Origin of the sequence: Allosediminivita pacifica (assembly GCF_003054175.1) — a bacterium.
Lineage (GTDB): Bacteria > Pseudomonadota > Alphaproteobacteria > Rhodobacterales > Rhodobacteraceae > Allosediminivita > Allosediminivita pacifica.
The window spans coordinates 1-15,207 of the sequence record NZ_QBKN01000050.1; the positions used below are offsets into that span (position 1 = coordinate 1).

Genomic DNA, 15,207 nt, shown 5'->3' on the forward strand with positions numbered 1-15,207 from the left:
ACGGCCGCACTTGAGGCCGGATACATGTCAGCACCCGACGACGCGCGAAATTTCCTCACAAACCCTCTTGCGCAAGGGGCGGTTATACATGTTGCACTGTTCGACGAGATTTCCGAGGCTGATATGCGTCGTCGCGACATGGCCGGTACGGCCCGGTGCGCTGCTCACCCTTCGCGCACTGCCGGCTGCGCCCACCATATGGTGCCAAGTGTCATCGCCATGCACCACAATCGCATTGTCGTTAGCGAAAGCGCCCTGCCTTTGGAGAGAAATGGCGTCAGTCGCCGATTTGACAAGAAACACCGGCCGCTCTATCGCACCGGCACGCGCAGCCTTAGCGTGAAACGCGCCTGCGGCAGGCTCCAAACCTGCCGGTGCATCGAAGGTCCATTTTTTGGTTTCGATCCCGTGCTGAAGTAGCGCCAGTCCCACCGCCAAACGTCCTAGCCCCATCGCCTGCGCGTTTGCGTCCCCTTCGATGAGAACAAGGGGGAGCGCGCTAAGCGCCTCGTAGGCGTCCGGTGCTGTAGGGAGGGCACCTGTCCTGAAAATCGACAGCATGCGCGACCAAAGCGCGATTCCTTCGTCCACAACCTTGGTTCGGCTCCCGTCAGTGGGATCAACCACCGCGAGTTCCGCAAGTTCGTCGCGAAGCGCGGCCAACGAGGCAGTGAGCGGTTGGACCATTGCACCCCGGGCGGCGCCGTTTAGAAACATTGACATGAAGCCGGCGAGCTTGTCAGCCAACAGCTTCAGAACGAGCGCGATCAGCACCTGCTCGGCCCAAGCGCGCAGATGAGAGCTGGCATGGATATCTGCGACGTGGTCGTTATAGGCGTCGCCATACACGATGCGCAGGACATCACGTTGGCCCAGCTTGATTTCATTCTCGCAGAAGACATGTGCTGGCGCGTGCGGCTCGCAGGGCCATGGCCAAGGATTTGCCTGTTTCGCACGTGAGAAAACGCTTTGGAGATTGTTGTCCTGAATCGACAGGCCGAGCACAAGCGCCTTCTGATTTGTCGCTAGATTGATGAGCGCGTTGCACATTGCGGCAAACCGCCCTGCGTCAGGCCATTCCATTATTTGCGTACGGCTACCAGTCAGGTAATCCCGGAAGACTTGGGGTTCCTGCGTCGCGTAGCGGATACAGCCGTGAAATTTCAGCAACTGGGCGCGACCTGGCGGCTCGCGCATCTGGTCGGGATCAACCACTACCTGAAGCACACCAGCGAGCCCGCCACTGAGCCGTTCGACCGCGGCTTCTATGAAGCCGTCCCAATTTGCCGAAGCAACCGTGCCTACCGCGCCCTCAAGCATGAGTATTGCAATGCAAAGGTGCTGTGCGGCCGGTTGAGGGGGATTTGCAAACGCATCGCGGATATCGATGGCGTCCCAAAGGATGAAGTCGCTCGCTTCGCCCTGCACGCGAATGTCCAGGACCCTCGAATAGTTGTTCCATGACCCATCGACGATCGCGTCGCGCTCGGGCCAGTTTGCGAAAGGTTCAGCGAACTGATGTTCAAGGGACGCAGGGTCCTGCCCTCCCAACTCGATCGCTTCCCTGAGTGCAGGCAGATAAGCGGCCTCAGTCGCCGGATCGGTCGCACGCAAGCGCAGAAACTCGATCGCGCTCACGATCAGCATTCCGAGATTGGGCGCGCGCTGCGATATCCCCGAACCCACCCATAGAGCGAACTCGCCATTTTCGACAGCGCGCCCTACTGCGGCGAACTCAGCTTCGAACTTTGCGATCACTTCTCGGACGGTTATTTGGGTGGCATTCGGTGCTACGGCCAAAACTGATATTCTCCTCACACTAATTGGCCGCATCCATTCGGCTACAGTATGCAGGCTTTCGTGGATGTCCAGTGCATGATGGGGCAAGTGCGGGCACGCGGAGCATGCGCCGATCCAGATGTCTGCGAGCGGCTGCTGCGGGTTGAGGTGCCACGATCCCGGAGAGCATAGAAAACCCAATCGTCGCGTCTGCTTCCTGCGCATCGCTGCCGTTCGTTCGGACGCCGCGAATGGCAGCTTCCCGCCGACCGTAGCGGATGCAGGAAGCTGCGCGGTCATTTCGTGGAAGTGCAGCGCTCACGCGCTGCCCTCCGCGAGGCGGTAGACCGGGATGCCCATATTGCGGGCCTTGTCGGCGAGGTTTTCCTGGATCCCGGTACCGGGGAAGACGATGACCCCGATCGGCATCGTGTCGAGCATGCGGTCGTTGCGCTTGAATGGTGCAGCCTTGGCGTGTTTCGCCCAGTCCGGTTTGAAGGCGACCTGCGCGACCTTGCGGTTGTCGGCCCAAGTGGCCGCGATGCGTTCCGCCCCTTTCGGCGATCCTCCGTGCAGGAGCACCATGTCGGGGTGCTTGGCATGGACCTGATCGAGCCTGTCCCAGATCAGCCGGTGATCGGTGGTGTCGCCGCCCGAGAAGGCGATCTTCGGCCCTGCGGGCAAGAGCACCTCATTGTCGGCCCGTTGCTTGGCGGCGATAAAGTCGCGGCTGTCGATCATGGCCGAGGTCATCTGGCGATGGTTGACCCGTGATCCGGAGCGCGGCGACCAGGGCGCGCCTGTGGTGCGCAGGAAGAGGTCGGCGGCAGTGTCGCGGAAGGTCTCCATGCTGTCGCGGCGCTCGATCAGGTTTTGTCCGATGCCGATCAGGGTCTCCAACTGGACAGATTTCACCTCGCTTCCGTCCTGTTCGCGCTGAAGGCGCTTCTGGGCCTGCTCGTTATCGTCGAGTTTGCGTTCGATCCGCTCGACGGCGCGGTGGAAGGTATTGACGGTGGACCACATGATCTCGTCGAGGTCGAAATCGAGGCTGGTGTCGGCCATGGTGGAGATCAGGGCATCGAAGATGTCGGCAACCGCGCCCTGGATGGCGGTATCCTCGGGCGTGATTCGAGGATCGGCCTCGCCCTCGGCGGGATGGTAGCCATAGAGTTCGAGCGCTTCGATGACATGGCCGGTGGGAGACGTGCTGTGATCGGGTTCGAATTCGTCATGGGCATACATGGGATGTGTCCTTCGGCTGGACCGCGACCGTCGCGGCCTTCATGGCGACGACAAGCCCACGGGCGCTCCGGCCTGGCAGTCCGAGCCCTTTGGCTCAGGACCTTGATGGCAAAGCCCGCCTGATTTGCTTCGCGCTGTAAAGGCGGGGGAGACGGGGTCCCCACGCGACCTGTCGCGTGGGGTGGCGGGCCGCCGACGGAAATCAGTCGGGCGCCGCCATTGCCGGGCCGGAGCGTTTGTGGGCCGCTCGCCCTCTCAAGAAGGCCAAGGCGCGGTCTCCTTGCCGAGGTGCCGCACCCCCTTGCCCATGGCGGGATCGGTTATCTCCGATCACGGCCCTCTCTGGCTATGACGCAAGCGCCATGAAGCGGCTGACGTCCTCGGGGGCGATCTGCACCCGGATCTGCGCCCGAAGCGCCTCCAAGCCGAAGCTGACGAGATCGTCGTTGAAATCTCCCAGCATGGGCGAAAGCGTGATTGCCTCGATCCCGGCCCCGATGGCCCGGTCCACCAGGCTGTCCCGCGCGGCGTCACCTGCCGGATCGTTGTCGCGGACGATATAGAGCCTGCGCAGATGCGGCGGGAACAGGATAGCAGCGAGATGTCCGGCCGAGAGTGCGGAGACCATCGGCATGATCGGCAATGCCTGGCGCAGCGAGAGAATGGTTTCTATCCCCTCGCCTGCCGCCATCACATCCTGTGCCTCGCCAAGCCGGACGGCGTTTCCGAGCAGCTCTCCCATCGCCTTTCTCGGCGGATCGACCGGCGCTTTCCCGGAGCCGTCACGTTGGAGCCAGGTGCGATGCGCACCAGTGATCCTGCCGCCGAGGTCGGTGACGGCGGCGATCATGGCGGGCCAGGTTTCGGTTGGACCGTCGCCTTCCGGCCGCCAGTAGCAGGTCGGATGGAAGCGCAGATTTGCTCTTCCGCGTAAATCCGCAATGCCGCGTTGCCGTAAGTACGTCTCTGCGAGACTGCCGGCGAGCGGCTGCGTCATTCGCCAGAGGCGACGGGCCGCTTCGGACGATCCGGATGGTGCTGGCGATGTTCGGGATCGGTGGGACTTTGGCTCCAGTTCGGGATGCGGCAGGCTTAGGAAGCGGCGGGCTTCTTCGGCGACATCCGCGAAATCGATGAGGCCGAGGCTTTCGCCGATCACGTCGAGCAGATCGCCATGTTCCCCGCTCTGCGCATCGGTCCATTTGCCGGCCGCGCCCTTGCCCGATTCCGGCCCGGTCAGGCGAACGAACATGGAGCGGCCGGGACTGTTCTGCACATCGCCGACCTGCCAGTAATTGCCCTGTTTGCGCCCATTCGAGAGATAGTGGCGGCATACCGCCTCGGCTTCTCGGCCGAGACGCTGCGCCAGTTCGGAAGCGTTGAGGCGTGCCATCACGCGGCCTCCCGCTCGGAAATGCGCTCGACCGGGAAGCGGTCGAGCAGTCTGCCGATGATCTCCGGCCCGGCTTCCCCGACCGGAACGAAGAAGCGGAGCTTCCAGGAAATGATCTCGCTGAAGAGACCATAGGTTCGCAGGCGCTCGCGCATGGTATCGGTGAAGCCGGTCAGTTCGATCCGGTTCGCGCCCATGACACGCGAGCGTCGCAGCTGCAGCCCCTCGGCGAGGTCAAGGATCGTGCGCCCCGCGATCAGCGCGGCATAGGCCTCGCCCGGGGTGATGCTGGTCGCAACCCCGCTAGCGGCGGCATTGGCCGCCCAAGCGGGTGAGACACGACGGCCGATGACGCGTTCGCCCTCATCGGTCTGAAGCCGGTAGACCCGGGAGGTCTCCTGCGGCAGGCGCTTCCAGATCGGCAGCAGGAGCCCGGTCACCATGTGCAGGATGCTGTCGGTGAACTCCGGCACTTCGTACAACTCGGCCTGCCATGCTGAGGCGAAGGCAGCGCGCTCGGCCTCGACCCAGTGGGTCTCGCCCATCGCCCGCACCGGCATGTTCATCGCCTCCATCGGCCGGATCAGCCGCACGCGCCCTTCGATCTCACCATCATCCAGCATGACGCTGGTGGTCGGGACCAGCACAGCAGCCCGTCCGGATCGCTCGTTGATGAGCAATCTTGCGCGGGGATCATCCTGTTCAGCCAAGGCCGCATCCAGCGTGATGGGCTGATTGCGCTTGCGCTCGGTCAGAGTCAGGAGCCGGGTTTCCGCACCGGTTCCCGGATGGGTGTGGATCACCTGTCGGTCGGTGACGATGAAGCTTTCGGCACGCAGCGTCTCCAGCCCCATGTCATAGGTGCCGGATGCAATTGCCCCGTTGATCCGGGCCTGCAGAAGCTGCTCGAAGGCCGAGAACAGGACGCCCTGCAACTCGATGGTCAGCGCTAGAAGACGGTTCAGGAAGGTGGTGATCGGCGGCAGGTCGTCCTTGATGCCGTTCGCGTCCATCAGATTCAGGCCGGTGGCGGACTCAAACCGTTCAAGCGAGCAGCCCTCGACCTTGCCGCGCACTACAGCCAAATAGAGCTGGCGCAACGCATCGCGAGCATAGGCGGATTCCAGATTGTCCTCGGGCCGGAACAGGCCTTGGCCGCCGGTCTGGCGCTGCCCGCGCGTGATCGCACCCAGCGTGTCGAGACGACGGGCGATCGTGCTGAGGAACCGCTTCTCGGCCTTCACATCCGTGGCGATGGGCCGGAAGAGCGGCGGTTGCGCCTGATTGGTGCGGTTGGTGCGCCCGAGCCCCTGAATGGCGGCATCGGCCTTCCAGCCCGGCTCCAGCAGGTAGTGCACCCGCAGGCGCTGGTTCCGCACCGAGAGGTCCGCGTGATAGCTGCGCCCCGTGCCCCCGGCATCAGAGAAGATGAGGATGCGCTTCTGGTCATCCATGAAGGCCGAAGTCTCGGCAAGGTTCGCGGAGGGCGCGCGGTTCTCGACGGCCAGGCGGGCCGATGCGCCATCGCCCTTGCGCACGATGCGGCGGGACCGCCCCGTGACCTCCGCCACCAGATCGGTGCCGAAGCGCTGAACGATCTGGTCGAGCGCGCCCGGGACAGGCGGAAGCGAGCCGAGCTGTTCGAGCATCTCGTCGCGCCGCGCCACGGCTTCGCGGCTCTCGACCGGTTGGCCGTCCCGGAACGCGGGTCGCGAGGAGAGGTTGCCTTCGCTGTCGGTGAAGGGTTCGTAGAGTTGCACCGGGAAGGAATGCTGCAGGTACGAGCCGACATATTCCCTCGGCGTGACATCGACGGAAATGTCGTTCCATTCGTCGGTGGGTATCTCGGCTAGTCGCCGTTCCATCAGCGCCTCGCCGGTCGAGACGATCTGGATGACGGCCGCATGGCCCGCCGCCAGATCGGCTTCGATCGAACGGATCAGCGTCGGGGTTTTCATCGAGGTCAGCAGATGCCCGAAGAAGCGCTGCTTGGTGCTCTCGAAGGCCGACCGCGCTGCGGATTTGGCCTGCCGGTTTAGCGTGCCTTCACTGCCGGTGATGTTGGCCGCCTCCATCGCCGCGGCCAGGTTTCCATGGATCACGGCGAATGCGGCCGCGTAAGCGTCATAGATGCGGCGCTGCTCTTCGGTGAGCTTGTGCTCGACCAGTTCGTATTCGACGCCGTCGTAGGAGAGCGAGCGCGCGGTATAGAGGCCGAGAGAACGCAAATCGCGGGCCAGCACCTCCATGGCTGCCACGCCGCCGGCCTCGATCGCCTCGACGAACTCGGCGCGGGTCTGGAACGGAAAATCCTCGCCACCCCAGAGACCGAGCCGCTGGGCATAGGCGAGGTTGTGGACTGTCGTGGCCCCGGTTGCCGAGACATAGACCACGCGCGCATCCGGCAGGGCATGCTGGAGCCGCAGGCCTGCGCGTCCCTGCTGGCTGGCGGCGATATCGCCGCGGTCTCCCTTACCGCCACCGGCATTCTGCATCGCATGGCTCTCGTCGAAGATGATGACCCCATCGAAATCGGTGCCCAACCATTCGACGATCTGCTTGACGCGCGAAACCTTCTCGCCCCGGTCGTCGGAGCGCAGCGTGGCATAGGTGGTAAACAGGATGCCTTCCGACAGCGTGATCTTTGCCCCTTGAGAGAAGCGCGAGAGTGGCGTTACCAGCAGGCGTTCCATGCCGAGCGCCGACCAGTCGCGCTGCGCATCCTCGATCAGCTTGTCGGACTTGCTGATCCAGACCGCCTTGCGGCGGCCACGCAGCCAGTTGTCGAGGATGATCCCGGCCGACTGACGGCCCTTGCCGGCGCCGGTGCCGTCACCGAGCATGAAGCCCCGGCGGAAGCGGACAGCTCCGGCGGCATCCTCGGCGGCGGCGCGCACGTTGTCGAAATGTTCGTCCACGGTCCATGCGCCGGCGAGGTGATCGGCATGGGCTTCCCCTGCATAGATCACCGTCTCCAACTGCGCGTCCGACAGGCGGGTACAGATGTCGGCGGGCAGCATGGGCCGGTAGGACGGCTTCGGCGGTGCGACCGAGGCCATGGCGGCAGACTGTACCAGCCTGGTCGGATGCGGCTGTGCGCCGGGAATACGCAGCGATTGCAGCGCATATTCCTCATAGATCGCGTCCGACAAGCGCGCGCCTTCGGGCGGCGCCCAGTCCACGGTCTCATACTCGAGCTCCACCCCCTCGGGATCGGACGCTGGTGCGGCGGCGGGTCGGGACGCTATGGCGCGAGCGAGATAACCGCGCACGGTCTTCGGGGCAGCCGCCGGCATGGGAGAAGCGACCTTCGGCAGCGAGACCGGCAAGCGCGGCGGAACCTGGCTTTTGATCCAGCCGAGCAGCGTGGCGACATCCGGTGCGGTGCCCTTTGATGCCGGGAAAAAGGACGGATCGTCGGCAGGCAGCTTGTCGATGACGGTCAGCCGCGTATCGATGCTGGTACCGTGCTTCGCAAAGACCGCGCCATCAATCGCCGCAGTGAAGACCACGCGCCCGCGATCCTGCAGGCGCATGAAGGCGTCGCGCCAGGCCGGTGCTTCCGGGCTGAAATTGGCCCCGGCGATCGTGACCAGCCGTCCGCCAGGAGCAAGCCGGGCCAGCGCCGAGGCAACATGACGAAGGGCAGCATCCGCCATCCGCCCCTCGACATTGGCCAGGACCGAGAAAGGCGGGTTCATCAGCACTACCGACGGCACGGTCTCCGAGACCAGATGATCGTCGATCTGGGCGGCGTCAAACCGGGTGACGGGAAAGGCCGGAAAGAGGGACGAGAGAAGATCGGCGCGGGTCTCGGCAAACTCGTTGAGGATCAGCGAGCCGCCGGCAGTCTGCGCCAGGATCGCCATCAGGCCGGTGCCGGCCGAAGGCTCCAGCACCAAATCGTCAGGCGTGATCGCGGCCGCGGTCAGGGCGGCAAGGCCGAGAGGCAGAGGTGTGCTGAACTGCTGGAAGCTCTGGCTTTCCTCGGAGCGGCGGGTCTGCGTCGGCAACAACCCCGCGATCTTCGTCAGAGCATCGAGCCGGGAAACCGGAGAACCGGCTTTGCGGAAAAGGGCCTTTCCGTATTTGCGCAGGAACAGAACGGTGGCGACCTCGCAAGCCTCATAGGCGAGCTTCCAGTCCCAGACGCCGGTAGCGTCCGACGCGCCGAAGGCCGTTTCCATCGCACCGCGCAATGTCACGGCATCGACGCGCTGACCGCGTTCGAGATGGGGGAGCAGATGATTGGCCGCAGCCAGGATCGCTGGCGCAGCCGCCAGCGGCGTGACCGGATCGGCCACGGGGGAAACCAAGTTCATGTTGAAAACCTCAGGAGAGCGGGAAGGACAAGCCCGGACGGCGCTCTCTCTCGACCGCCCGGACTAAACCCCTTCCGGCCCACCTCTGACTCTCGAAGCGCAGCATGAAAAAAGCGCCCCGACCGGACGGCGGGGCGCTTGTCAGTGTCTTCCTGGAATCATCCGAAGCGGCGACCGGCTTCAGTGAAGGTGTAACCGTTGGCGATGATGGTCTCATCGATGACGTCATCCGACGACAGGTATTCAAACTCGCGCTCGAGCTGGCAATAGAGCCAGCGGGCCAGATCGCGCAACGCCTCGATAACCACCTCCTCGGCGTCGGCGGTCAAGTCGTGTCCGGTCGGGCTGTCTCGTTCCACCGAGATCGCCATGCAGTATTCGTGATAATAACGGCCGCGATGGGTGGCTTCGGCGCGAAGCTGGTAGAAATTACGCCGCTGCACCGCCTGCAGGGTATCGGCGATGCGGTGCAGCTCGGAGTCCTGCGGCGCGTATTCTCTGATGCGGCGCGGGGCGCCCTTGCGGTAGGCATAGAAAGTTTCGAAGCACGCGCCGTCCCCCTGGCTCCAGAAGCCCCGGAACCAGATGCAGGGTTCCTGCCGTGTGCCGCCGCCCATTAACCGGACGGTTCGGGTCTTGAGGTTCAGCCCTAGGATTTCGGCAATACGCTGGAAATCCTCATAGACCACATCGTACCAGTCATCGTCGAAGCCACCTTCGCGATACCAGGCACGGGCTTCGTCCTTCGCGTCCCCGGACAACTCGTTGAGGCGATAGACGGTGGTTTCGATAATATCAGGCATAGGGATCGCCTCCGTCCAGCACGATGGCAAGCCAGCCGTCCGTGTAGAACCAGTCCACAGTCTCTCCGGTGGCGAGATCGAGCACATGGGCGCCTCCACCGAACCCGTCCACACGCGGCTTCGAGCAGGTATTGGCGTATTGCATCCCCCAAAGGCCGGTCAGCCCGAACTCCTTCGCGCAGCGTTTGACGAATTGGACGACATGCTCAGGATCGCCGGTGCCATCATCGCGCATCCAGAGCTGGGTTCCGCCATGCTCGGGTTGAATGGAAAGCAGAAACCCGTCCGAAGGCGGATCCCCAGCGGCATTCTCAGCCGAGAGCGCATTGTAGAGATCGAGCGCGCGGACGGCCTGCTCGGGGGTGCCCACATCGAGCAGGCAGGAGAAATGGGTGAAATAGTCGGCCATGTCAGACTCCTGAAACGGAAAAAGCCCGGTGCGGGACCGGGCGGAGAGGTTGGGAAGGCGAGCAAGGTCACGCCGCCCGTGGCAGTCGGAGCAATTCGGCGGCGGTCGCTCTCCAGAGCGGATCGACCAGCCGGGCCTCCAGCATGGCGGCGCGGTAACGCAGCCGTATCGCATCCCCGGGCTCCGAGGCTCGGAATGCCATACCGCGCAGTCGGCTGGCCTCGGTCACAATCCTGCGTGCCTCGGCATCGGAGGCGACCGGCTGCTGCCAGAGGATAATGCCGGCGCGGATTTCGCCGGCGAGGACCAGGCGCTGATCGCGGTCCTGAATGAGCATGATGCGCGGCTGGAAATATGGAAAGCTATTCGGCCCCGTGCAAATATCACCGCGCGACAGGCGCAAGGCTGCGGCCTGGATGACCTCCCCCGGCGACGGGAATTCCCCAAGTGGGATCACGCGGTCAAAGCTATTCGCCGCGTCACTTGCGTCATAGCTGGCGACGCCGAGGCAAGAGATGCGCAGCGGCAGCTTTTGCGACCGATAAAGCGCGGGCAGAACTTCGTCCGCCAGAGTCTGGCCGATAGAGCGGAATGTTTCGGAACGGGCAAAGATCATCGGGATCACTCCATGACGGGCGCCGGTGAGCCTCTCTCTCCAGCCCTCAACCCGTCACGGCCGAAAGGCCCGCACTCTTCCTCTCTGACCGGGCTTGTTCCCGGTTCCGCTGCCGACGATGGGGGACCATCGTGAGGCACTGAAGGCCCGAAGCGCGGGTCTCCGCGCTCGGGCCGTTTGGGGTGAGGCGCTTTCGCGCCTTACTCCCATGGATCCAGTTCCAGCTTCACCATGTCCTCATCGCCGTCGAACTCGTCGGCGGGCATGGCGCCGTGGGTTCCGTCCCCGGCCTGGAACACGACGATTACGACCATCAGCGTGGTGGCGAGGCTGGCGGCGAAAGCGGTTGCATCTGCATAGGACATCGGGATTGGCTCCTGTCACTGGAGGCGGGGGACCATCCCCCGCGCGACAGGCGCCCGACGTGTCTGACCGGATCTGCACTCACCCTCGGCGTTCGGACTTTTTCCGAATCCCCGAGGGCGGCACGTTTGCGTAAGCCGACCCCTCCGGGGTTGAATGTCAAAGAGACGGACCAGACCAAGGTTAGCGAATGGAAGCGGGGGTGGTGTTTTGCATCCGACAGGCGCCGGATCCCCCCTTGCAGATGCTTCGCCCGGCCAGCCTTGCCGCCACGCTGCCATCAGGAATGTGGTCGAGGACGGGGGCGGACACCGATGCCGAACATAATGAGCGGCACCGTGGTGAAGCTGGAACTGAAGCCATACAGGCCGATGACAGGTCCACGGTGGCGGCAACCGTCAGACGTGATCGGGCCTTCAGTCCCAGAGCCCATCGGCAATCTCGCGGGCGATCATGGCGCGCGCGCTCATCATCACGTCATCACCGCTGGTGTCGATATGACTGTAGAACCGAGCATGACCGCCGTTCGCGGTCCAATCGGCGTAGCGGCAATATTCGCGGGCTTCGAGACGGAAGGCGCGCATGTCGTCCGCCCAATGCGGCTTCGGCTCCACCACCACCGTGATGCCGTCGCAGGTTTCCTCCCATGGCAGCGTCCGTTCCGAAGGCGGGTTGGCGCTGTCCTTGCAAAAGATCTGGTCGATATCGATATCTGCGGACATCGGATTTTTCCAAAGAAAAGCCCGGTCACGAGGACCGGGCAAGTTGCGGAAACGGAAGGGATGAGGTGGGGCAGCGAAGGCCACCCCGCCTGAGCATCATTCGGCGGCGACCATCGACTGCTCTTCGTCCTCCGTGGCGTCTTCATCCTCGCCATCGCCGGCAAGGAATTCAGGCAAATCGTCCGCCTCCATGTCGACCCCGGCATCCACCGCGATATCGGCATCGCGATCCACCATGCGCAGTGGCGCCGGCAACCAGCCGGTTTCTGCCAGTAGCCGCTCGGCCTCTTTGGCCATATCGCCCTTCTTGAGGTGGTCGATGAGCTGGGCGGCCCGCTCGTCAGCGCCCTCGCGCACCGCCTCGATGATCCGGGGCTTGGTCACGCGACCGAGATAGTTGCCGACGGTCGGCCGCCACCCCACCGCCACCATGTCGAGGCCAGCTGCCCGCGCCAGCCGGTCGGCCTGGGACAGGCGCACGTCGAGCCCGTGCTGGCTGACGCCCATGCCGCCATAGGGGTTGGGCTTCTCGTGCTGGGCGTTGACGCCGAAGCTAACGCAATGGGCGAGCAACTCCATGCGGGTGTCGTCGTCCTGATCGACCAGCCAGTCCCAGAGCGCCGCATCGTCAGCCGGGATATGATCACCCCAGCGTTCGTGCCGCTCGGCGATGGCGCGCGCCGAGACGCTTTCGGCGAGGTCGTCGGCCTGCGCCGGGAAGTGAACCTCCCGGACATGAGCCTCGAGGCAGCCCTTGGGGGAATGCGGCAGGAAGCAATCGGTGACCAGTCGATGCAGCAGCGCCGTCATCGCGATATGCGGGTTCGTTGCCACGGCATCGCGGAGCGCCAGCGTGCGATGTGCGGTCAGCTCGCTGACGAGGCGATCGGGCAGAGGCCGGATGGTCTCAAGCTCTTCGTCCTCCTCGGGTTCGGTCGCCGTACCGCCCACCGTGATGACAGCGCGCTTCTTACCACCAGACTCGCCGCCCTCGGGAGCACAACCATCGGTACCCTGCCCTTCCTGACCCTCCACCGTCTCGTCGTCGGTACGGACATAGCCGCGCTCGACGGCGAGCTGGCCGTCATGGCGGATACTGACGAAGACACCGGCGCGAGCCATCTGGTCGGCGTCATAGACCATTGGCCGGGATTCCAGGGCATCCAGCGTTTCCTCGATCTCGCCGAGGCGCGCGTCCACCTCGTCGGGGAGTTCGCTGGCCTCGGCATATTCCGCTTCCAGCGCGTCGAACTCGTCCCGCAGCTTCTCACGCTCGGCACGCTCCTCGTCGGTCAGGTCGATGGTGGTGCCGGCCAGACGGCGCATGCCACTGGTATGGCCATAGGGGAAGTCCACGGCGACCTCGATCCACTTCCAGCCCTCGGCGGCGATGGTCTCCGCCTCGGCCTTCAGCTTCTCGCCCGCCAGCCGGTCGAGCAGCACCGGGTCCTGGAGCCAGCCGCCATCGTCCCGCTGGAAGAGATCGCGCAGCACATAGCCGCCGGCCGCCTCGTAAGCCTCGATGCCGACGAAGAGCGCCCGCTTGTCGGAGGCCCGGACGGTGGTCTCGGTCAGCATACGACGGATGGTATATGGCTCTTTCTGCCAGCCATCCTTGATCGCCTCCCAGACCTGTTCCTGCCGGACGTGATCCTCGGAGATCGTGAAGGCCATGAGCTGTTCCAGCGTCATTCCGTCCTCGGCATAGACTTCGAGCAGCACGGGCGAGACCGAGACCAGGCGCAGGCGCTGCTTCACCACCTTGCTGTCAACGAAAAAGGCCGCGGCGATCTCCTCCTCGCTCATGCCCTTGTCGCGCAGCACCTGGAAGGCGCGGAACTGGTCGAGCGGATGCAGCGGCGCGCGCTCGATATTCTCGGCAAGCGAGACCTCGTCGATCAGGATGTCGTCGCTGGCATCCGAAACGATGCAGGGCACCGGCGTGGTCTTGTTGAGGCGCTTCTGTTTGACCAGCAGTTCCAGCGCACGATAGCGGCGGCCGCCAGCCGGCACCTCGAAGAGGCCGGTTTCCTGCCCCTTCGCATCGAGCTCGGGTCGGACATGCAGGGACTGGATCAGCCCGCGGCGGGCGATGGACCCGGCCAGTTCCTCGACCGAGATGCCGGCCTTCACCCGCCGGACGTTGGACTGGCTGAGCACCAGCTTGTTGAAGGGGATGTCGCGCGAGGACGACAGGGTGATTTTCTGCGTGGCAGTGGCCATGTCAGTGTCTCCATGACGGACGCCGGGGAGCCTCTCTCTCCGGCAACCAGCCCGTCACGAAACCCCCACCCTCCTTTCCCTCTCACGGCCGAGCCGCGGATGAACGCGCAGACCCATCAGAGCTCGCCGCGGGCACGCAGGCTGGTCTCCCGGCCAGCACCGGTGATGATGTGGTCGTGCAGCACTACCCCCAGAGACGCACAGGCCTTCCCGATTTCTTTCGTCATCGCGAGATCGGCGGACGACGGCTCGGGATCACCGGCCGGATGATTGTGGACGATGATCAGCGCCGAGGCATTGAGCGCCAGGCAGCACCGCAGCATCTCCCGGGGATAGACCGGGACATGATCGACGGTGCCGACGGCGAGGCATTCTTCGGAGATCAGCCGGTTCCTCCGGTCGAGATAGAGGACATGGAAGCGCTCCACATCGCCCCTGATGGTGAGCGCGCAATAGTCGAGCACCGCCTGCCAGGACGTCAGGACAGGGTTCTGGTTGAGGTGACGCAGCAGGATCTGCCGGGCCTCATAGACTACGGCCTGCTCCTGGGCAGAGAAGCGGAGTCTCTGCGGTTCGACGGCGGGTGTTCTCATCTTTCGTGTCATGGTCCTGTCCTCCAACGGGCAGTCGGCCGGGCGCCGAGCTTTCACCGCGTCACGAGGAGGAGCGCCGCCCTCTTCCTGCGAAGAGAGCAGCGCCGAAGCTGCAGAACCCCTCAGGAACGCGGAGGCTCCGTGTCGGGTCGTGTCCCACCTGACAGGCGGCCCGAGCGATAAAGCAGGCGCTCGGCATCGCGAATGCTGCCGGTTTCGCGGGCGGCCTTGGCCCAGACCGAGATCGGAAAATCGCCCGTGAACAGCAGATCCCGCTCGATACCCATGCCGAAGGGCAGCCGAATGGAGCGCAGTTCGTTGAGGCTCCAGGAGCCAAGCTCCGGGTAGCCAATGTCGGCCAGGCCAAACATGATGTCGCCGTCCTCGTCGAGCTCGGTCGCGAGCCAGACACCGGCGCCGAAGGGATTGAAGAACTTCACGACCGGAATGTGGTCGGTATCAGCCTGGCAACCATTGGCCAAAAGCTGCGCGCGTTGTGACGCCGTCAGGAGGATCATGCCGCAGCCCTCCCGTCGGTCGAGGTTTGCTCTGCGGCGGCGCTGCCATTCTCCGGCAGATGGGCGAGCAGCCAGTCGGCCGCCTTGCTGGCCTGCGAGGCGGCACGGACGATGGCGCGGGAATTTTCGCGCATCACCTCCAGCCAGGAGCCGATGTAATCGGCGTGGCGCACAGTCGGGACGATCCCGAGCGAGGCGCAACAGAACGCGCTCGAAATCTC

The 15,207-nt window shown here is 64.4% G+C and carries 13 protein-coding genes; all 13 read right to left on the reverse strand.

From position 1 onward, the window contains the following. Positions 1–27: 27 nt before the first annotated feature. Positions 28–1,800: an SIR2 family protein gene (locus tag C8N44_RS21845; RefSeq protein ID WP_158274127.1), complete on the reverse strand. Its 1,773-nt coding sequence runs from the start codon at positions 1,798–1,800 to the stop codon at positions 28–30. Between the two features lie 297 nt (positions 1,801–2,097). Beyond that, the gene (locus C8N44_RS21850) at positions 2,098–3,024 is read right to left on the reverse strand and encodes a DUF2493 domain-containing protein (protein ID WP_107978860.1); all 927 of its coding nucleotides are present in this window, start codon (positions 3,022–3,024) and stop codon (positions 2,098–2,100) included. A 346-nt stretch (positions 3,025–3,370) separates the two neighbouring features. After that, the gene (locus C8N44_RS21855) at positions 3,371–4,417 is read right to left on the reverse strand and encodes a DUF7146 domain-containing protein (protein ID WP_107978861.1); all 1,047 of its coding nucleotides are present in this window, start codon (positions 4,415–4,417) and stop codon (positions 3,371–3,373) included. Beyond that, positions 4,417–8,739: a strawberry notch family protein gene (locus C8N44_RS21860; protein ID WP_107978862.1), complete on the reverse strand. Its 4,323-nt coding sequence runs from the start codon at positions 8,737–8,739 to the stop codon at positions 4,417–4,419. The genes C8N44_RS21855 and C8N44_RS21860 overlap by 1 nt, the downstream gene beginning before the upstream one ends. 158 nt (positions 8,740–8,897) lie before the next feature. Then, entirely contained in the window at positions 8,898–9,542 is a 645-nt protein-coding gene (locus C8N44_RS21865) for an antitoxin of toxin-antitoxin stability system (RefSeq protein WP_107978863.1), read from the reverse strand. Continuing rightward, positions 9,535–9,951, reverse strand: a complete 417-nt coding sequence (locus tag C8N44_RS21870; RefSeq protein WP_107978864.1) for a hypothetical protein — start codon at positions 9,949–9,951, stop codon at positions 9,535–9,537. Before C8N44_RS21870 ends, C8N44_RS21865 begins: the two co-directional genes overlap by 8 nt. A gap of 67 nt (positions 9,952–10,018) precedes the next feature. Next, on the reverse strand, positions 10,019–10,567 hold the full coding sequence (locus C8N44_RS21875; RefSeq protein WP_170121114.1) for a hypothetical protein: 549 nt from the start codon (positions 10,565–10,567) through the stop codon (positions 10,019–10,021). A gap of 200 nt (positions 10,568–10,767) precedes the next feature. Next, on the reverse strand, positions 10,768–10,932 hold the full coding sequence (locus C8N44_RS21880; protein WP_009573755.1) for a hypothetical protein: 165 nt from the start codon (positions 10,930–10,932) through the stop codon (positions 10,768–10,770). A gap of 414 nt (positions 10,933–11,346) precedes the next feature. Next, positions 11,347–11,652: a hypothetical protein gene (locus tag C8N44_RS21885; RefSeq protein ID WP_089851205.1), complete on the reverse strand. Its 306-nt coding sequence runs from the start codon at positions 11,650–11,652 to the stop codon at positions 11,347–11,349. Between the two features lie 96 nt (positions 11,653–11,748). Next, entirely contained in the window at positions 11,749–13,875 is a 2,127-nt protein-coding gene (locus tag C8N44_RS21890; RefSeq protein WP_089851207.1) for a ParB/RepB/Spo0J family partition protein, read from the reverse strand. 116 nt (positions 13,876–13,991) lie between these two features. Further along, positions 13,992–14,480 carry a RadC family protein gene (gene radC, locus C8N44_RS21895; protein ID WP_188758804.1) on the reverse strand — a complete coding sequence of 163 codons (489 nt, stop codon included), beginning with the start codon at positions 14,478–14,480 and terminating at the stop codon, positions 13,992–13,994. 110 nt (positions 14,481–14,590) lie between these two features. Next, positions 14,591–14,986: a DUF2958 domain-containing protein gene (locus C8N44_RS21900; protein ID WP_089851212.1), complete on the reverse strand. Its 396-nt coding sequence runs from the start codon at positions 14,984–14,986 to the stop codon at positions 14,591–14,593. Then, a partial coding sequence (locus tag C8N44_RS21905; protein WP_245413004.1) for a zincin-like metallopeptidase domain-containing protein occupies positions 14,983–15,207 on the reverse strand: 225 nt, incomplete at its 5' end. The genes C8N44_RS21905 and C8N44_RS21900, both read right to left, overlap by 4 nt.